The 18,149-nt window shown below is 72.5% G+C and carries 17 protein-coding genes; 11 read left to right on the top strand and 6 right to left on the bottom strand.

Going from position 1 to position 18,149, the window contains the following annotated elements:
• Nucleotides 1-14: 14 nt before the first annotated feature.
• Both ACN28F_RS20265 and ACN28F_RS20270 read right to left on the bottom strand, forming a co-directional pair.
• On the bottom strand, nt 15-821 hold the full coding sequence (locus tag ACN28F_RS20265) for an SGNH/GDSL hydrolase family protein (protein WP_289209462.1): 807 nt from the start codon (nt 819-821) through the stop codon (nt 15-17).
• Nucleotides 822-863: 42 nt separating this feature from the next.
• A complete protein-coding gene (locus ACN28F_RS20270) occupies nt 864-1,985 on the bottom strand; it encodes an SGNH/GDSL hydrolase family protein (protein ID WP_421359192.1) in 1,122 nt (373 codons plus the stop codon).
• A 181-nt stretch (nt 1,986-2,166) separates the two neighbouring features.
• On the opposite strand from ACN28F_RS20270, the gene ACN28F_RS20275 reads away from it, so the two are divergent.
• Both ACN28F_RS20275 and ACN28F_RS20280 read left to right on the top strand, forming a co-directional pair.
• Nucleotides 2,167-2,523 (top strand): YkvA family protein, encoded by a 357-nt coding sequence (locus ACN28F_RS20275; protein ID WP_282223882.1) that lies wholly within the window; start codon nt 2,167-2,169, stop codon nt 2,521-2,523.
• 96 nt (nt 2,524-2,619) lie between these two features.
• The gene (locus ACN28F_RS20280; protein ID WP_289210834.1) at nt 2,620-3,996 is read left to right on the top strand and encodes a cystathionine beta-synthase; all 1,377 of its coding nucleotides are present in this window, start codon (nt 2,620-2,622) and stop codon (nt 3,994-3,996) included.
• A 302-nt stretch (nt 3,997-4,298) separates the two neighbouring features.
• On the opposite strand, the gene ACN28F_RS20285 is transcribed toward ACN28F_RS20280, so the two are convergent.
• A complete protein-coding gene (locus ACN28F_RS20285) occupies nt 4,299-4,823 on the bottom strand; it encodes a GNAT family N-acetyltransferase (RefSeq protein ID WP_421359194.1) in 525 nt (174 codons plus the stop codon).
• Nucleotides 4,824-5,625: 802 nt separating this feature from the next.
• Between ACN28F_RS20285 and ACN28F_RS20290 the strand changes: the two genes are divergently transcribed.
• Nucleotides 5,626-6,693 (top strand): helix-turn-helix domain-containing protein, encoded by a 1,068-nt coding sequence (locus tag ACN28F_RS20290; protein WP_289209464.1) that lies wholly within the window; start codon nt 5,626-5,628, stop codon nt 6,691-6,693.
• An 85-nt stretch (nt 6,694-6,778) separates the two neighbouring features.
• Here ACN28F_RS20290 and msrA read toward each other — a convergent pair whose 3' ends face one another.
• Nucleotides 6,779-7,432 (bottom strand): peptide-methionine (S)-S-oxide reductase MsrA, encoded by a 654-nt coding sequence (gene msrA, locus ACN28F_RS20295; protein WP_289209465.1) that lies wholly within the window; start codon nt 7,430-7,432, stop codon nt 6,779-6,781.
• Nucleotides 7,433-7,600: 168 nt separating this feature from the next.
• Here msrA and ACN28F_RS20300 point away from each other — a divergent pair, with 168 nt between their 5' ends.
• Genes ACN28F_RS20300 through ilvA form a run of 4 tightly spaced genes read left to right on the top strand, consistent with a single transcriptional unit; the run spans nt 7,601 to nt 12,277 of the window.
• Complete coding sequence (locus ACN28F_RS20300) at nt 7,601-8,743, top strand: cystathionine gamma-synthase (protein ID WP_289209466.1); 1,143 nt, start codon at nt 7,601-7,603, stop codon at nt 8,741-8,743.
• Nucleotides 8,744-8,787: 44 nt separating this feature from the next.
• On the top strand, nt 8,788-10,185 hold the full coding sequence (locus ACN28F_RS20305) for an amidase (protein ID WP_421359198.1): 1,398 nt from the start codon (nt 8,788-8,790) through the stop codon (nt 10,183-10,185).
• On the top strand, nt 10,182-11,051 hold the full coding sequence (locus tag ACN28F_RS20310) for a DUF4328 domain-containing protein (RefSeq protein WP_289209468.1): 870 nt from the start codon (nt 10,182-10,184) through the stop codon (nt 11,049-11,051). Before ACN28F_RS20305 ends, ACN28F_RS20310 begins: the two co-directional genes overlap by 4 nt.
• Complete coding sequence (ilvA, locus tag ACN28F_RS20315; RefSeq protein WP_421359200.1) at nt 11,051-12,277, top strand: threonine ammonia-lyase; 1,227 nt, start codon at nt 11,051-11,053, stop codon at nt 12,275-12,277. The genes ACN28F_RS20310 and ilvA overlap by 1 nt, the downstream gene beginning before the upstream one ends.
• Before the next feature lie 17 nt (nt 12,278-12,294).
• Here ilvA and greA read toward each other — a convergent pair whose 3' ends face one another.
• Nucleotides 12,295-12,795: a transcription elongation factor GreA gene (greA, locus tag ACN28F_RS20320; protein WP_282223874.1), complete on the bottom strand. Its 501-nt coding sequence runs from the start codon at nt 12,793-12,795 to the stop codon at nt 12,295-12,297.
• Between the two features lie 95 nt (nt 12,796-12,890).
• Nucleotides 12,891-13,325, bottom strand: a complete 435-nt coding sequence (locus ACN28F_RS20325; RefSeq protein ID WP_421359202.1) for a DUF4307 domain-containing protein — start codon at nt 13,323-13,325, stop codon at nt 12,891-12,893.
• A 165-nt stretch (nt 13,326-13,490) separates the two neighbouring features.
• Between ACN28F_RS20325 and mca the strand changes: the two genes are divergently transcribed.
• The 4 genes from mca to ACN28F_RS20345 all read left to right on the top strand — a co-directional run bounded on the left by mca (nt 13,491) and on the right by ACN28F_RS20345 (nt 18,143).
• On the top strand, nt 13,491-14,372 hold the full coding sequence (mca, locus tag ACN28F_RS20330; protein ID WP_289209470.1) for a mycothiol conjugate amidase Mca: 882 nt from the start codon (nt 13,491-13,493) through the stop codon (nt 14,370-14,372).
• Between the two features lie 53 nt (nt 14,373-14,425).
• A complete protein-coding gene (locus tag ACN28F_RS20335) occupies nt 14,426-14,683 on the top strand; it encodes a hypothetical protein (protein WP_289209471.1) in 258 nt (85 codons plus the stop codon).
• A 237-nt stretch (nt 14,684-14,920) separates the two neighbouring features.
• On the top strand, nt 14,921-17,485 hold the full coding sequence (locus ACN28F_RS20340; RefSeq protein ID WP_289209472.1) for a GGDEF domain-containing phosphodiesterase: 2,565 nt from the start codon (nt 14,921-14,923) through the stop codon (nt 17,483-17,485).
• Nucleotides 17,486-17,534: 49 nt separating this feature from the next.
• A complete protein-coding gene (locus ACN28F_RS20345) occupies nt 17,535-18,143 on the top strand; it encodes an HAD-IA family hydrolase (protein ID WP_289209473.1) in 609 nt (202 codons plus the stop codon).
• Nucleotides 18,144-18,149 lie beyond the last annotated feature (6 nt).

Genomic DNA, 18,149 nt, shown 5'->3' on the forward strand with positions numbered 1-18,149 from the left:
TGCGGGAGCGGGATTCAGCTGCGGGACGCTGCGGTCGCGGCACCCCGGACCGCCGGCAGCAGGGCGTGCGCCCAGATCCGGTAGCCGTCCGCCGACGGGTGATATCCGTCGTGACAGTAGGTCCCCGGGTCGGCGCGGAACACCGCACCGGTCTCGTTCGCCAGGTCGACGACCCGGGCACCCGCGTCGCGTGCCGCCCGGGCCTGCGCCCGCGCGGTACGCCGCCCCAACAGCCCGGCGACCTGGCGTAGCGGTGGTGCGATCGCGCGGGCCGCCCCAAGGTCGGGGCAGGTGCCGACGACGACTTCGGCGCCCGCCCCGCGCAGCCGGCGTACCGCGGCGGCGAGGTGCACGGCGGACTCGCCCGGCCGACGCAGGGAGGTCGCGTCGTTGATCCCGATCAGGATCACCGCGACGTCCGGTCGCTGCCCCAGCAGGGCGCGGGCGACCTGGGTGGAGAGGTCACTGGACCGGGATCCGGCCACCCCGACACTGGACAGCAGCACCCGGCGCCGCCCGGCAGCCGGGTCGCCGTCGTGCTGGGTCAGCAGCCGGGCCAGTTGTCCGCCGACGGTGTCGGCGACCCGGCTCACCCCGACCCCGAGGGTCACCGAGTCGCCCAGCAGCACGAGCCGCAGCGGCTCCCCACCGGCCGGGCCGAGGGCGGCCCGGACGGCCAGCCCCAGCTCGGGCTGGGCGTATCGGCGGTTGCGGGCCAGCAGCGCCTCGCTGACCAGTAGCGCGGCGCTGCCGACGGTGCCGGCGGCGACCGCCGCCGCGGTGACCTGACCGACCCGTACGGCGAGACTCCTCGTGGTCACAGCGGTCGCCTTCCGTTGCGGCGGTGGCCGGTGCGCACCGGCTCAGCTTTCCGGACCTGCGGGGGACAGCCCCAGGTGCTGACCGGAGGATACGGCCGATCGTCGGTGGTCGGCGTCCCGATCTGCTCCGGGCGGTCCGAACAACCAGCTCAGCGCAGCGGCCTGCCAGGACCGGCCGGGCAGCCGGGGGCGACGGCGCAGCCTGGCCCACCGTCCGTCCGGTCCGCGCTCGCGCCCGCCCACCTGGGTACCGCGTACCTCGGTGCCCGCGTGCCGTGCCGCCTCGTGGGCGGCCTGCGGCAGGGTCCGGACCTTCTCCCGGCCGGCGACGCCGGTCCGCGATGCGGTGCTCGCGCCGAGCGCGCCGAGCGCGGCCGGCAGCAGTACGGCGGCCGCCATCGCGTACCCCTCGGCGGACGGGTGGAACCGGTCCCAGGAGTACAGCCGGGTCGGCTCGGCGGCGAACCGTGGGCCGAGCAGGTCGCCGAGGGAGACGGTCCAGCCGCCGGCCTCGACCACCGCCACGGTCTGCGCGGCGGCGAGTTGACGGCTCCAGCGGCGGGCCAGCCACCGCAGCGGGGGCTTGATCGGCTCGATCGCACCCAGGTCCGGGCAGGTGCCGACGACGACCTGCGCGCCGACGGCACGCAGTTGGCGGACCGCGTCGACCAGGTGCCCGACGGCGACCTCCAGCGGGGTCCGGTGCGTGACGTCGTTGCCGCCGATCAGGATGACGACCAGGTCGGGGCGGATCTCGAGGGCGGCCTCGACCTGCGGGACGAGACCGGACGAGCGGGCCCCGACCACCGCGAGCCGGTGCAGCCGTACGGGTCGACGCAGCCGGCGGGAGATCCCGGTGGCCAGCAGCGCGCCGAGGGTCTCGCGGGGCCGGTGCACGCCGTAGCCGGCGGCCGACGAGTCGCCCAGCACCGCCAGGGTCAGCGGTGGACCGGGCAGCCGGGCCCCGTACAGCCCGTCGCCGCGCGGTGGGGGTGCCTCCGCCAGCGGGATGATCCGCCGGGCCTGCCTGGCCTGGGCGTAGAGGGTGCCGGCGGTGGCGATCGCGACGGCGGCGGCGGTGCCGGCGCCGAACGCGGCGAGCCGGGCCGCGCGGAGCGCCCACGTCCGGCCGGTCGGGTGTGTCATCGCGTCAACCGTGCCCATCGCGCCCCCCGACTGCGATCCGCTGCTGCCGTCGTGCCGTCGTGCTGCGTCCGTTCGAGATTATCTCGGTTCCGGGCGGGACGGGACGCCGCCGCCGCGCGCGGCGAAGTTTGCCGATCGGGGGCATCATGGAGAGCGAGGGCGGCGGTGTGTGCCCGGCGGGTGTGACGAGGAGGAGCCGATGGCCAGGACACTCAAGCGGGCGGCGGCGTTCGCGGCGCTCGGTCGGGCGCTGACGGCGGGGACCCGGTCCGGACCGTCGCTGGGGCGTCGGCTGGCGGCGGTGCCGCGGATGATCCGGGCCACGATGCGTGGCGACTACGACGGCGGCCTACGGCTGGCGTTGATGACGGCTGCGGTGGCGTACGTCGCCTCCCCGGTCGACCTGGTGCCGGAGGCGTTCCTGATGCTGCTCGGCATCGTCGACGACGCCCTGGTGGTCACCTGGCTGGCGGGCAGTGTGCTCGCCGAGACCGAGCGCTTCCTGGACTGGGAGACGCGTCGCGAGTCGGTGGTGCCCGGTCAGGTCGTAGGCTGACCGCGACATACTCCACCGCCGGCAGCGGGCTGTTGTCGGCTGACGACCTCGACCCCGACGATGACGGTGCCGGCGTCAGCAGAAGGGCACAACGAGGTGCGTTACCACGACAACGTCGTTGATCTCATCGGCAACACCCCGCTGGTCCGCCTACGGAAGGTCACCGCCGGAATCGCCGCGACGGTGCTGGCCAAGGTCGAGTACTTCAACCCGGGCGGTTCGGTGAAGGACCGGATCGCGCTGCGCATGGTGGAAGCCGCCGAGCAGTCCGGTCGACTCCGGCCGGGCGGCACGATCGTGGAGCCGACCAGCGGAAACACCGGCGTCGGCCTGGCGCTCGTCGCGCAGCTCAAGGGCTACCAGTGCGTCTTCGTCTGCCCGGACAAGGTCAGTGAGGACAAGCAGAACGTGCTGCGGGCGTACGGCGCCGAGGTGGTGGTCTGCCCGACCGCGGTGGCGCCGGAGGACCCTCGCTCCTACTACCAGGTCTCCGACCGGCTGGCGGCGGAGATCCCGGGGGCCTGGAAACCGGACCAGTACGCGAATCCGGCCAACCCGCAGTCGCACTACGAGGGCACCGGGCCGGAGCTGTGGGCGCAGACCGACGGCCGGATCACCCACTTCGTCGCCGGGGTGGGCACCGGCGGGACGATCTCCGGGGTGGGCCGCTACCTCAAGGAGGCCTCCGACGGTGCGGTCCGGGTGATCGGTGCGGACCCGGAGGGCTCAGTCTACTCCGGAGGGTCGGGACGACCGTACCTGGTGGAGGGAGTCGGCGAGGACTTCTGGCCGCAGACCTACGACCGGTCGGTCTGTGACGAGATCGTGGAGGTCTCCGACCGGGAGTCGTTCGTGCTCACCCGGCGGCTGGCCCGTGAGGAAGGGCTGCTGGTGGGCGGTTCGTGCGGGATGGCGGTCGCCGCCGCGCTGCGGGTGGCCCGCCGGGCCGGTCCGGACGACGTGGTGGTGGTGCTGCTGCCCGACGGCGGTCGCGGCTACCTGTCGAAGATCTTCAACGACGACTGGATGGCCCGGTACGGGTTCCTGGACACCAACGGCGCCGAGCCGACCGTCGGTGACGTGCTGGCGGCCAAGCCGGGTGGCCTGCCGGAGCTGGTGCACGTCCATCCGACCGAGACGGTCCGGGACGCGGTCGACTACCTGCGCGAGTACGGCATCTCCCAGCTGCCGGTGCTGAAGGCGGAGCCGCCGGTGGTGACCGGTGAGGTGGCCGGGTCGATCGCCGAGCGGGACCTGCTCGACGCGCTGTTCAGCGGCAAGGCGCAGCTGCACGACACGATCGAACGGCACATGGGCGCACCGCTGCCGATGATCGGTGGCGGGCAGCCGGTCCGTGAGGCGGTGGCGCTGCTGGCCGGTACGGACGCGGCGCTGGTGCTGGTCGACGGCAAGCCGCGTGGCGTGATCACCCGCCAGGATCTGTTGGCGCATCTCGGAAACAGCGGCGAATAATCGCACAGGGTGTCCGGTTGGATGCCGTGAGCTGATGTTGACTAGGGCTATGGAAGTTCCGCCCCGGCACTGTCCGCTGCCGGGGCGGACGACCATGGTGCTTCACTCTGCGGTGACCCGGGCGCCCGCCAGCATCCCGGTGTCCCGCATTGTTGCCCGCCCACGCCGATCAACCGGCACGCCTCCGCCGGTTGAGCGCCTTCGGCCAGGCGTTTTCCCCCGGTTAGGGCGGGCAGTGCCGGGCGAGAGTACGGGGCTGGACGGAACCCCCGCAGCAGCGGCTCCGTACTCTCGCCCGGCCGTCACACGTCGGTGGTGGGCAGCGCGCGGGTGTAGCGCAGCTGCGGGGTGAGCACCGGCCCGATCCAACTGTCCCGGCGCTGCCCGTCCGGCCGCCAGCCACTGTGTTCGTAGAAGCGTCGGGCCGGCTGGTTCTCGGCCAGGACCCAGAGCACCGCACGGTCGTAGCGGTGGCCGCGCATCGTGTCGAGTGCGTCGCGCAGCAGCGCGGTGCCGATGCCGGTGCCCTGGTGCGGCGGGGCGACGTGGATGGCGTACAGCTCGCCGGTGTCGGGGTCGCCGTCGCTGTGCGGGCCGACGTAGGTGAAGCCGGCCAGCTCGCTGTCGCGTTCGGCGACGGTGAGCCGGTGGGTGTCGCTCTCGTAGGTCAGTCGCTCGGTCCACCAGGCGGCCAGCACCGGACCCGGCACGGCGTCCAGCGCGGCGTCCGCGACGATGCCCCGGTAGGCGCTGCGCCGGGAGAGGTGGTGCAGGTGGCCGACCGCGTCGACGTCGTCGAGCCGGGCCGGGCGGAGGGTGAGCGCCACCTGGTGAGCGTACCGGCATAAAACGACCCCCGGGGTTTCCACGTCGGTGACGTGGGCCGGCTGGACTGGGCCGGCACCCCGGGGGTCGGGTGGCTGTCGTGGTTTCGCCGCACCGCTGCCACACGGTCTCGACGATCGGAGCTGTCGAGGACAGCGGCTAGCGGACAGTCACCTCACGAGTCCCATTGCTATCCAACGTCGGACCACCTCCTTTCCCGTGTACGGCCACGCTAGCCGGGCGCGCTGGCCGGCGGCAACGGTTTTTGCCGATCACCACGGGGGTCGCCGGTGTGCCGCCCCGGCGCCTCCGGTGGCACCGGCCGGGGTGGCCGCTGGACCTTGTCGGTTACTAAATGTAGTCACCTGTGCACATTAAGTATGCAATGTTCGGTGTATTGATGTTCGCCTTAGGGAGTGGGGAACCTGCGGGGGTGATCAATATTGACTGAAACGATACGGTGGCGACTTGTCCGTTGGCCGTTGTATCTGCCATCGTCTTTCCGGGTGATTCGTTCCGTCGTCATGATCGGACAGGTGTGGCCGGTGCGAATGCCCGCACACAGGTCGATCGATCGCAGCGTGTGTGATCGGGGGGACGAGTCGATCAAAGGCCACGTCCCGCGGCGGCAGCCGTGGACGGGCCGCGAGGTCGACGGGTCGTTACGCCAAGTCGGTGGAGGCTCGTCGAACGCGTCCTCGCGCCATCCCCGCGGCCCTGGTCAATAGCGTCGTACGGCGCTGTCGACCATGAATAGGGCGGGTGGGTTTTCAGCAGGTTTCAATAGGGGTGGGCAGACAGAATATGAGTGACACGGGTGAGAAGCTGAGGGTGGCCCGGGAATCCGCCGGCATCAGTCTGGCCCGAATGGCGGCACTCAGCCACTTCAGCAAGGGCCATCTGTCGAACGTCGAGGCAGGGCGGCGGACCGCGACGGCCGACGTGGTGACCGCCTATGAACAGGTGTTGGGAGACCAGATGCAACGTCGCGGTCTGATCACCGGGCTGGCCGCCGGAGTGGTGGCGCCGGGTGCCATCTCCGAGTTGATCCACCGCGGCTTCACCGCCGCGCTCGGCGATCCGGCAGCCGAGGAGCAGTGGCGCGAGCACGCCGACAACCTCGGCCGCGACTACATGTCCGTCGGTGCCGGGGAGTTGCAGGACCGGCTCGCCAACGACCTCGTGGTGCTGCAGCAGCAGCTCGGTTCACCGCCGATGTGGGGGCTGGCCGCGCGCTTTCTCAGCGTGTACGGCAAGACCACCGGGCAGGCACAGGAGGCTGTCCGGTGGTACCGGCTCGCCGCCGTCGCCGCCGACCGCAGCGGGGACACCGCCGTACGGGTGTGGGTCCGTGGCCGGGCCGCGCTCGCCCTCGGGTACGAAGGCGCCGCGCTCGGTGTCGCGCAGGACCTTGCCGACCAGGCGCTCGCGCTCAGTGAGCGACCCTCGCTCGGCCGGCTCAACGCACTGATGGCGAAGGCGCAGGTCGCCGGGGTACGTGGCGACCGTACCGCCGCTCTGGCCCATCTCGACGCGGCCCGGCGGGTCTTCGACGCGGTCGACTCGACCGACCAGATCTCCGATTTCGCGGTGCCGCAGTGGCGGATGGCCACCTTCACCAGCATGCTGCTGGCCCGGCTGGGCGACCCGGCCGCGGTCGGGGCCCAGGAGTGGGCGGACCGGACCCGACCGGCGAGCCTGACCCGGTTCGCCACCCACATCGAGCTGCACCGTGGCCTCATGCTGGTCCGGTCGGGCGACCGGACCGAGGGCGTGCGGTACGCCAGGTCGGCGCTGGCCCGGCTGCCGTCGGCCAAACACAGCCAGTCCCTGCGGCTGATGCTGCGGGAGGTCGAGCAGGCCGCAGCCTGACGCCCGGCCGGATACACCGGCAAGCCGACCGCGCCGCCGAGGCGGTCGGCGGCGCGGTCGGAGCCGTGCGGGCACAGCCGTGCCGTCAGGCGGTACGGGCGACGCCGACCGGGCAGGTCATCCCGTTCGGCCCGTGGTTGCAGTACCCACCGGGGTTCTTGTGCAGGTACTGCTGGTGGTGGTCCTCGGCGTAGTAGTAGGTGTCCGCCGGCCGGATCTCGGTGGTGATCCCGTCCCGCCCGGCCGCCGCCACGACCGGCGCGAACGCCTCCCGGGACGCGGCGGCCTCGGCCGCCTGCTCGGCGTCGGTGGTGTAGATCGTCGACCGGTACTGGGTGCCGACGTCGTTGCCCTGCCGCATGCCCTGCGTCGGGTCGTGGTTCTCCCAGAACACCTTGAGCAGGTCGGCGTAGCTGATCACGGACGGGTCGTAGACCACCTGGACGACCTCGGCGTGTCCGGTCGCCCCCGAACACACCTCCTCGTACGTCGGGTTGGCGGTCTCGCCACCCGCGTAGCCGACCGAGGTCGAGTAGACCCCGGGCAGGCTCCAGAACAGTCGCTCGGCCCCCCAGAAACAGCCCATGCCGAAGATCGCCACCCGGGTACCGGCCGGCCAGGGGCCGACCAGCGGCGTACCGAGCACCAGGTGCCGGTCGGCGACCGGCATCGGCCGGTCCCGGCCGGGCAGCGCCTGACCCGGCGCGGGCAGGCTCGCTTTCATCGGTCGTAGGAACACCGCGACTCCTCTCGTCGTTGCCACCGGGGTAACACCGCTGGCGGCCGGGTCGTTCCCGCCGGTGCCCCGGTGTGCCGTTCCCGGCTCGCTGCCAGGGCGTACCCACCCGGACGCGCCGCATCCGTCCCGACCGGGGGCGGCTCCCCGACTATGGCCTAGCCTCGACCCATGACATACGGGTTCGACACGGTCGCCATCCACGCCGGCCAGGAGCCGGAGGCCCGGACCGGGGCGGTCGTGCCACCGATCTACCAGACGAGCACGTACGCCCAGGACGAGGTCGGCGCCCCCCGGTCGGGGTACGAGTACAGCCGCTCGGCCAACCCGACCCGCGACGCCCTGCAGGAGTGCCTGGCGGCGATCGAGGGCGGCCGGACCGCGCTCGCCTTCGCCAGTGGGCTCGCCGCCGAGGACACGCTGCTGCGGACCGTCTGCCGGCCGGGTGACCACGTCATCATCCCGGACGACGCGTACGGCGGCACCTTCCGGCTGTTCGCCAAGGTCGCGCAGCGGTGGGGGCTGACCTGGAGCGCGGCGCGGATCTCCGACGTCGACGCGGTCCGGGCAGCGGTGCAACCCGGACGTACCAGGATGATCTGGGCGGAAACCCCGACCAACCCGCTGCTCGGCATCGCCGACATCGCCGCCCTGGGCGCCCTCGCCCGCGACACCGGCGCGCTGCTCGCGGTCGACAACACCTTCGCCTCGCCGTACCTGCAGCAGCCGCTCGCCCTCGGCGCCGACGTCGTCGTCCACTCCACCACCAAGTACCTGGGAGGACACTCCGACGTGGTCGGCGGGGCACTCGTCGTCGACGCCCCGGAGCTCGCCGTCGAGCTGGCCTTCCACCAGAACGCCATGGGCGCCGTCAACGGCCCGTTCGACGCCTGGCTCACCCTGCGCGGCGTCAAGACCCTCGGCGTACGGATGGAACGGCACTGCGACAACGCCGAGCGGATCGTCGAGTTCCTGGTCCACCACCCGGCGGTCCACCAGGTGCTCTACCCGGGGCTCGCCGAGCACCCCGGCCACGAGACGGCGGCCAAGCAGATGCGCCGATTCGGCGGCATGGTGTCGTTCCGGGCCGCCGGTGGGCCCGCCCGCGCCGTCGAGATCTGCAACCGGGCCCGACTCTTCGTGCTCGCCGAGTCGCTCGGTGGCGTCGAATCGTTGATCGAACACCCTGGACAGATGACGCACGCGAGCGCCGCCGGGTCACCTCTTGAAGTCCCCGGTGATCTCGTGCGACTGTCTGTCGGCATCGAAACCGTCGACGACCTGCTGGCCGACCTCGACCAGGCGCTCGGCTGAGACGTCGCGAAGCCCCCACCGCGTACCGGCTGCCTGGAGGTGCCGTGCACGACATCGTCCCGACCTGGGTGGGAACCACCGCCCGGCAGATCGCCCGTGCCGTGCGCCGGGGCGACGCCTCGGCCACCCAGGTCGTCGCCGACCACCTCGACCACATCGCCCGGGCCGACGGTGAACTCTCCGCGTTCCGCGCGGTCCGGGGCGGCGAGGCGATCGTCGAGGCGGAGAAGGTCGACGAGCAGGAGGACCTGGCGAACCTGCCACTTGCCGGGGTGCCGGTGGCGGTCAAGGAGAACACCCCGGTCGCCGGGTTGGCCACCTGGCGCGGCTCGGCGGCGGTGCGCACCGAGGTGGCCGAGGACGATCACGAGGTCGTCCGCCGGCTGCGCGGCGCGGGTGCGGTCGTCGTCGGGGTCACCCGGATGCCGGAGCTCGGCCTCTGGGCGACCACCGACGATGCCTCCGGGACCAGCCGCAACCCGTGGCAGCCGGCGCGCACCCCCGGCGGCTCCTCCGGCGGCGCGGCGGCGGCGGTCGCCAGCGGCATGGTGCCGATCGCGCACGGCAACGACGGCTTCGGGTCGATCCGGATCCCGGCGGCCTGCTGCGGCCTGCTCGGGCTCAAACCCGGCCGCGACGTGGTGCCACGCCAGCTCGGTGCCGAGGACTGGTTCGGCCTCACCGAACACGGCATCCTGGCCAGCTGCGTCGCCGACGCGGCCACCGGGTTCGCGGTGCTTGCCGGCCGGCGACCGGAGAAACTGGTGCAACCGGCGCGGCTGCGGGTCGCGGTGTCGCTGACCTCGCCGTTGGCCGGGGTACGCGCGGACGCGGCCAACCGCGACGCCGTCGCGGCGACGTCGCGCCGGCTCACCGAGGCCGGGCACGACGTGGTCGGCCACGAACTGACCTACCCGGTCTCGCTCGGGCTGCGTGGGGTGGCGACCTGGTTCGCCGGGGCGGCCGAGGACGCCGTCGTCGGCCGGGCCGGCGGGCGGGACCTGCAGCCGCGGACCCGCCGGCACGTCGCGCTGGGCCGGTGGGCGCAACGCCGGGGGTACGTCCGGGAAGCCGACCGGACCGCCTGGCGGGAGCGGATGATCGGGCTCTTCGCCGACCACCGGATCGACGTGCTGCTGACCCCTGCGCTGGCCGGCGTGCCGCCACTGGCCAGCAGTTGGGCGCGCCGATCCTGGGCGGCGAACATGTGGAGCTGCGTGCGCTACGCCCCGTACGCGGCACCGTGGAACATGGCCGGTCTGCCGGCGCTGGTGGTACCGGCCGGTCAGCGCCCCGAAGGGCTGCCGGTCGGCGTGCAACTGGTCGGCCCGCCCGGTTCGGAGCTGCTGCTGCTGGCCGTCGCCGGCCAACTGGAGATCATGGCACCCTGGCCCCGGCACGCCCCGTCCTGGCCACGGCCGGGCAGCCCGGTCGGTCGATGATCCTGGTTGACCCGGTCGCCGCCGCCCGACATGCTGTCGCGGGCGCGGAGGAGGACGACGTGGACGATCAGACGGCCAGTGTGCCGTGTGCGACCTGCGGTGGGCAGGTCGGTTCCCGGCAACGGTACTGCCTACTGTGCAACACCCCGGCCGGTGAGCCGGCGGTGCGGCCCGGGGCGCGGACGTACCGCACCCACACGCTCGGGATCGTGACCTGTGTGGCGATCGTCGCCGTGGTGGTCGCCGACGTCGGGTACGCCAGCTGGCCGTTGGTGGTCGCGCTGCTCGCCGAGGCCGGGGTCGTCAGCGACGGGGACATGCTGCTCCTGGCGGCGTTCGCCGTCGATCTCGCGCTCGGGCTGCTGACCGCCGGGCTGGTGCTGACGGCCTGCGTACCGATGATCATGTGGACCTACCGGGCCCGCGCCAACCTGGACGCCTTCCCCGGTGCCGGCGGATCGATGCGCCGAGGCTGGGCGATCGCCGGCTGGCTGGTGCCGATCGCCAACTTCTTCGTGCCGTACCGGGTGGTGGCCAATGTGGCCCGGGACAGCCTGTGGCAGGCCGCCACCCCGGTGGCGGTCCGGGTCTGGTGGGCGGCCTTCCTCGGCTATCAGGTCATCACCAGGCTGGTGAGTCGGCAGGGTGACCGGGTGTTCACCGAGTTCGTGGACGCCCCGTTCCCGGTGGACGTGGTCGCGTTCCGCGCCGAGTTCGTCGCGCTGGTGCCCATGCGGGTGCTTGCGGCGCTGGCCAGCGCCGTCGCGGCCGCCACGATCATCATCGTCGTCCGGCAGGTGAGCCGGGCCCAGGAGGAACGGCTCGCCCGAGCCTGGCCCCAGGTGTACCAGGGAGTACGGATCTGATGACGGAACTGGTCACGCTCGCGGACGTCGTCGCCGCCCGCGCGGCCCTCGCCGACGTGGTGCGGGTCACCCCGCTGGAGCCGTCCCGGCCGTTGACCGACCTGCTCGGCGGCCCGGTGTGGCTCAAGTGCGAGCACCTGCAGCGCGCCGGCTCCTACAAGGTCCGTGGCGCCTATCTGCGGATCTCCCGGCTGACCGCGCAGCAACGGCAGCGTGGCGTGGTCGCCGCGAGCGCCGGCAACCACGCCCAAGGGGTCGCTCTCGCCGCCGGCCTGCTGGGCATCACGTCGACGGTGTTCATGCCGGTGGGCGCGCCGCTGCCGAAGGTCGCCGCCACCAAACGGTACGGCGCCCACGTCGAGTTCTCCGGGTCCACCGTGGATGAGGCGTTGGACGCCGCCCGGGAGTACGCCGACCGGACCGGGGCGGTGCTGATCCACCCGTTCGACCATCCGGACGTCATAGCCGGCCAGGGCACCGTGGCGCTGGAGATCCTGGAGCAGTGTCCGCAGGTGACCACGATCGTCACAGCGGTCGGCGGCGGCGGGCTGGTCTCCGGGATCGCGGTCGCGGTCAAGGCGCTGCGGCCGGACGTGCGGGTGATCGGCGTACAGGCCGACAACGCGGCCGCGTTCCCACCGTCGCTGTCGGCCGGTGCGCCGGTGCGGCTGGATTCCATGCGTACGATCGCCGACGGCATCGCCGTGGGGCGGCCCGGCGAACTCACCTTCGCCCACGTCAGCAAGTTGGTGGACGAGATCGTGACGGTGTCGGAGGAGGAGATCTCCCAGGCCCTGCTGATGCTGCTGGAACGCGGCAAGCAGGTGGTCGAGCCGGCCGGGTCGGCCGCCGTCGCCGCGCTGCTGTCCGGTGCCGTACGGCCGGCCACACCGACTGTCGCGGTGCTCTCCGGCGGCAACATCGACCCGCTGCTGCTGCTGCGGGTGATCGAGTACGGGCTCGCCGCCGCCGGGCGCTACCTGCGGTTGACGATCCGGTGTGGCGACCGTCCCGGCGAGTTGGCGGCGGTGCTGTCGCTGATCGCCGAGCAGCGGGCCAACGTGGTCGACGTCGAGCACCAGCGCCGCAGCCCCCGGTTGCGACTCGGCGAGGTGGAGGTCGGGCTGTCCGTGGAGACCCGGGGGCCGGAGCACTCAGAAGCACTGGTCCGCGCGCTGCGCGGCCGGGGCTACCTGGTCAGCTTCGCTGCTGCCGAGGCCGACTGACGACCGGGGCCAGCCGCTCAGCCGGCGAAGGGCTCGAAGGTGTCGACGGTGACCTTGATGTCGGCGCCGCTGGGTGCGGTGTAGGTCACCGTCTGCCCCTTGCGTGCCCCGAGGATCGCCTTGCCGAGCGCGGACTCCGGGCTGTAGACGGTCAGCTCGGTGGTCGAGGAGATCTCCCGTGAGCCGAGCAGGAAGGTCTCGGTGTCGGCCGGATCGTCGTCGAAGTGGATCGTGACGACCGTCCCGGGTGCCACGGCGTCGGCGTTCGGGGCCTCGCCGACCTGGGCGGTACGCAGCAGCTCCTGCAGGTAGCGGATGCGCGCCTCCTGCTTGCCCTGCTCCTCCCGGGCGGCGTGGTATCCGCCGTTCTCCCGTAGGTCGCCTTCCTCACGCCGGGCGTTGATCTCGGCGGCGATCACCGTGCGACCGGCGATCAACTCGTCAAGCTCGGCCTTGAGCCGGTCGTAAGCGTCCTGGGACAGCCAGGTGGCGGGCGCCTCGCGGTCGGTCGTGGACACAGACGATCTCCTTGGGGCTTGCGGGCGGACGAGGTCGAACTACCAACGTACCAGTGATCGGCATGGTGGTGCCGTGGTTGCGGGCCGGCGGAGTTTCAGTCGGCCGGCCGACAGCGGGTGACCTCGCCGAGAAACGCCTGCCGCTCGGTGGGCAGTCGGTGGGTGGTGCGGATCTGCCGTTCGCCCGCAGCGGCCCGGACCGTCACCTCGTCCCGGCCGACCTCCGCGCCGTCGCGCGAGCGCGCCCGGACCAGGCAGGTGGCGGCCCCACCGGGTGGCACCCTCACCGCGAAGTCGATCAGGATCCCGTCCTCGGTCGCCTCGGTGTACGTGATCACCTTCGGGTCGTACGTCGGGTCGCCGTACAGCGTGTAGAGCCGGACCGTGACCACCAGCCCGGCCAGCACCGCCAGGGCGACCAGCACCGCGACCAGCCAGGGCCGGCGACGGCGGGACGCGCGCCGTCGACCGTACCGCCCGGGTGGGAACATGTCGGCGGTCGGTGCTGTTGTGGCGGACGGGTCGGTCACCCGGTACGCATCTCCTCGGCGGGGCGGATCGGTGCCGACGGGTCGGTCGGTGCCAACGGGTCGGATCGGGGCCATCGGTGAGAATGGTCGTCGGGCCCTATTGTCGCAAGGCGGGCCGGAGAGACGTCGGCAGGGGCGTCGGTGGTGTTACGAGGGAGCGGTTCGTTGGCTGAGCAACTGCGTCTGATGGCGGTCCACGCGCATCCGGACGACGAGTCCAGCAAGGGTGCGGCGACGATGGCGCGCTACGTCGCCGAAGGTGCCCAGGTGCTGGTGGTGACCTGCACCGGAGGCGAGCGGGGCAGCGTTCTCAATCCGAAGCTGGACCGGCCGGACGTGTGGGAGAACATCGCCGAGATCCGGCGGGCGGAGATGGACGCGGCCCGGGCGATCCTCGGCGTGGAGCAGGCCTGGCTGGGGTTCGTCGACTCGGGCCTGCCCGAGGGCGACCCGCTGCCGCCGCTGCCGGCGGGCTGCTTCGCCCTGGAGCCGGTCGAGCAGGCCGCCGCCCCGCTGGTGCGGTTGATCCGGGAGTTCCGTCCGCACGTGGTCACCACCTACGACGAGGACGGCGGCTATCCGCATCCGGACCACATCATGTGCAACCGGGTCAGCCTGGCCGCGTTCGACGCCGCCGGGGACGCGTCGCGGTACCCGCAGCTCGGTGAGCCGTGGCAGCCGTTGAAGCTGTACTACTGCATGGGCTTCACCCGGGCCCGGATCCTCGCCCTGCACGAGGGGATGATCGCGGCCGGCCTGGAGTCGCCGTACGCGGAGTGGATGGGCCGGTGGGAGGACCGCCCGGACAAGGGCGACCGGATCACGACCCGGGTGGAGTGCGCCGACTACTTTCCGGTCCGCGACGACGCGCTGCGCGCCCACGCGACGCAGGTCGATCCGGACGGCTTCTGGTTCCAGGTGCCGATGGAGGTGCAGCGGCAGGCCTGGCCGACGGAGGACTACGAGCTGGTGCGGTCGTCGGTGACCAGCCCGATGCCGGAATCCGACCTTTTTGCCGGAGTGCGGGAGTGGCTGGACCGGCCCTGAACTGGGCGGCGTAGCGTGTACCTGTCGTCGTCAGCGCGTGCGAGGAGTCCGACATGCTCGACCTGGTGCAGGTCGTCGCGGCCAACAACTTCGGGGACACCCGCAGCGGTGGGCTGGCCGGCCCGATGGGTCTGTTCCTGCTCCTGCTGCTCGCTGCGGTGACGGTCCTGCTGGTCCGGAACATGAACGCCCGGCTGCGGCGGTTGCCCGAGCGGTTCGAGAGCCGATCCTCTGACGACACGCCGGCGACCGCCGAGGCTAATGTCCTTGATCTGACAGATCGGCAGTCGCGCCCCGGATCGCCTTTGTAACCGCTTACATCCCCTGCTGTCAGGGACTTTTCTCCCACTGAGTGGACGTCCGCTCCTAAACCGGCCCTGTGGCCCCTGTTGCCGCAATCGGCTTTGGCTTAGCCTTCCGCCGGGGACCTTGAGTTCCTCCGACCGCGCGCGGAAAGGGGCGACCATGGACGGCATCGCAGTCGCCTCGTGCGGGGCGTCACGGACACGAGTGACGCTCGGATCGGTCGGTCGCACCGGGAGCGGCCCATGACGCCCGACCGGCCCGCTGGGCAGTGGCAGCTGGCGGTCTTCACCGCCGCGCTCCTGTTCGGTGCGCTGGCCACCGCCGCCATCGGCCTGGTCACCAACGACGACCCCGGCGGTACGGCGTGGCCCGCCCCGGCGCGGTTCGCCGTCGTCGTCCTGCTGCTCGGGGTCGCTCAGCTCGCCCGCCTGCGGTTCCGCATCGGCACCGGCACGGTCAGCTTCACCTGGGGCGAGGCCGCCCTCATCGTCGGGCTGTACCTGGTGCCAGCGGGCTGGCTGCCGGTGGCCACCGCGGTCGGCGTGGGTGCGGCCTGGACGCTGTTGTCGATGTTCGCCGAGTCGCGGACGGTGCCGGAGATCGCCCGGGTCACCGCCTCGCTGACCGTCGCGGTCGCTGCGGCGGGGCTGCTCACCCAGGTCGTGTCCGATCCGTACGGCCAGCCGCTGACCCCGCCGCTGGCCGGTGCCCTGGCGCTGGGCGCGGTCACCTACCTGCTCGTCACCGCAGGCCTGGCCGCGGTGACGATCGCCCTGCGCCACGGCCGGCCCTTCGGCGCCACCCTGCTGCACGCGCTGCGCAACAAGGCGCTGATGTTCGTCGGCAACGTGCTGGTCGGCCTCGGCACGGTCACCGTGCTGGACCACGATCCGCGCTGGCTGCTGCTGCTGCCACCGGTGCTGTGGCTGCTGCAGCAGACCTACGGGCACTGGCTGCGGGTCGAGGACGAGCGGCGAGCCTGGCAGGAGTTCGCCCAGGCGACCCACGCGCTGAACCAGCTGGACGAGCCGAGCGTGGCCGGTGCCGGCGTGGTCGGCGGTCTGGCGCTGTTCGGCGCCGAGCGGGTCGAGGTGGATGTCCGGCGCGTCGACGGCCGGCTGTGGCGTTACGTCGGGGACGACAGCGGCCAACTGCACGGCGCGGAGGCACCCGACGAGCCGCGAACGGCCGCGGTACGGGCACCGGGGCCCGACGCCGGTTCCGCCCCGTACGTCGACGCCGAACCCAACGACCGGGTCCTGGTGCATCCGCTCACCGTCGGGGCGACCACGGTCGGCGCGCTCCGGGTCCACCTTCCGGTCGGTGCGCTGCCGGGCGCCCGGGACCGCAACGCGCTCTGCGCCTTCGGCCACGCGTTGGCCGCCGCGCTGCACGACGCCACCACCCACCGCGAGCTCGCCAGCCTCAGCGCCCGGGCCGCCCACGAGTCGACGCACGACCCGGTGACCGGGCTGCTCAACCGGTCGGCGCTGCTGACCGGCGGCGACGCCGCCCTGCAGGAGCTCGGCAACGACCATCAGATCGCCCTGTTGATGCTGGACATCAAGGGCTTCAAAGAGGTCAACGACACCCTCGGCAACGCCGCCGGGGACGAGCTGCTGCAGGCCGCGGCACGCCGGCTGCGGGCCCGGACCGGCTCCGGCGAGCTGCTCGGCCGGCTCGGCAACGACGAGTTCGCCGTACTGCTGACGTCGCTGGCACCGCCGCCGGGCGCCACCGGCGACCGCAGCTCGCCCACCGGGACGGCGATGCGGCGGGCCCGCGAGATGATCACGGCGTTGGCGGAGCCGACCGAGGTCGCCGGGGTGCGGATGTCGGTCGAGAGCGCCCTCGGGGTGGTGGTCGCCGGGGCCGGCACCGCCGACATGAACGAACTGTTGCGCCGGGCCAACATCGCGATGAGCCAGGCGAAGGAGATCGGCGGCAGCGTCGCCGGCTACGACAGCGCCAAGGACGCCGCCAGCACCGACCAGCTGGCGCTGCTGGCCGAGCTGCGTGTCGCGCTCGACACCGACGACCAGCTCGAACTCGCCCTGCAGCCGGCGGTGGACCTCGCCACCGGCGCACCCACCGGGGTCGAGGCGCTGATCCGGTGGCGGCATCCACGGCGCGGCCGGCTCACTCCGGTCGACTTCGTCCGGGCGGTGGAGGGCAGCGAACTGCTCGCCCCCTTCACCCGGTACGTCGTCGACCGTGCCCTGTCGGTGGCGGCACAGTGGGCGGCGCAGGACATCGACGTGCCGATCTCGGTCAACATCTCGGCCCGCAGCCTGCTCGACCCGCAACTGCCGGCCGAGATCGGTGAGCTGCTGCGCCGGCATCAGGTGCCGGCCCGGCGGCTGGTGCTGGAGATCACCGAGACGGTGGTGATGAGCGAGCTGGAGATCATCGACGAGGTGCTGGGCACGCTGCGGGAGATGGGCGTCCAACTGGCGGTCGACGACTTCGGCACCGGATTCTCGTCGCTGGCCTTCCTGACCCGGGTCCCGGTGGACGAACTCAAGGTCGACCGGTCGTTCGTGATGAACATGATCGATTCGCCGGCGGACGCCGCGATCGTCCGGCACACCGTCCATCTCGGCCGGGACATGGGGCTGCGGGTGGTCGCCGAAGGAGTCGAGACGGCCGACCAGCGGGCCACGCTCGCCGCGCTCGGCTGCGCCGCCGCGCAGGGCTACCACTTCTTCAAGCCGATGCCGGCGGACAAGATCGTCGCCGTACTGCGGTCGTTGCTCGACTCCGCCCAGGCCCAGATCTACCCGCTACGGGCGGACGGCGCCTCGTGACCACCCACCCAGCCCGTGTACTCGTGGCCACCCACCCGGACGGCGCCTCGTGACCGCCCACCCCGGCGCGGCCGTCGACAGTTGGCTGGTGTTCGACTACGGCAAGGTGATCTCGCTGCCGCAGCCACCGGACGCGCTGGCCGCCATGGCCGCCGTCGCCGGGGTGCCGGCGGCCGGCTTCGAGCAGCGGTACTGGCAGCACCGGGACGCTTACGACGGTGGCTGGCCGCCTGGCCGGTACTGGAGCCAGGTCGTCGGCCGGCCGCTCGCCGACGACGACCCGTTGGCGGCCGAGTTGGACCGGGCCGACGTGGCCAGCTGGTCCCACCTCAACCCGGACACGGTCAGGTTCGTCGCCGACTGCGCTGCCGCCGGCCACGGTCTCGCGCTGCTGTCCAACGCCCCGGCCTCGATCGCGCTCGCGATCGAGGCGGCACCCTGGGCGCAGGCGTTCCAGCACCTGCTGTTCAGCTGCCGGCTCGGGCTGACCAAACCGGACCCGGCGATCTTCCAGGCCCTGCTGCGCCAACTGGGCGCGCCGGCCGGGCAGGTCACCTTCGTCGACGACCGGCCGGAGAACGTGGCAGCCGCAGCGGCCGCCGGCCTCACCGCGCTGTGCTATCCACAGCTGCCGGCACCGGGCCGGGGGACTGGCTAAGGTCGG

The organism is Solwaraspora sp. WMMA2101 (assembly GCF_049179175.1).
Classification (GTDB): Bacteria; Actinomycetota; Actinomycetes; order Mycobacteriales; family Micromonosporaceae; genus Micromonospora_E.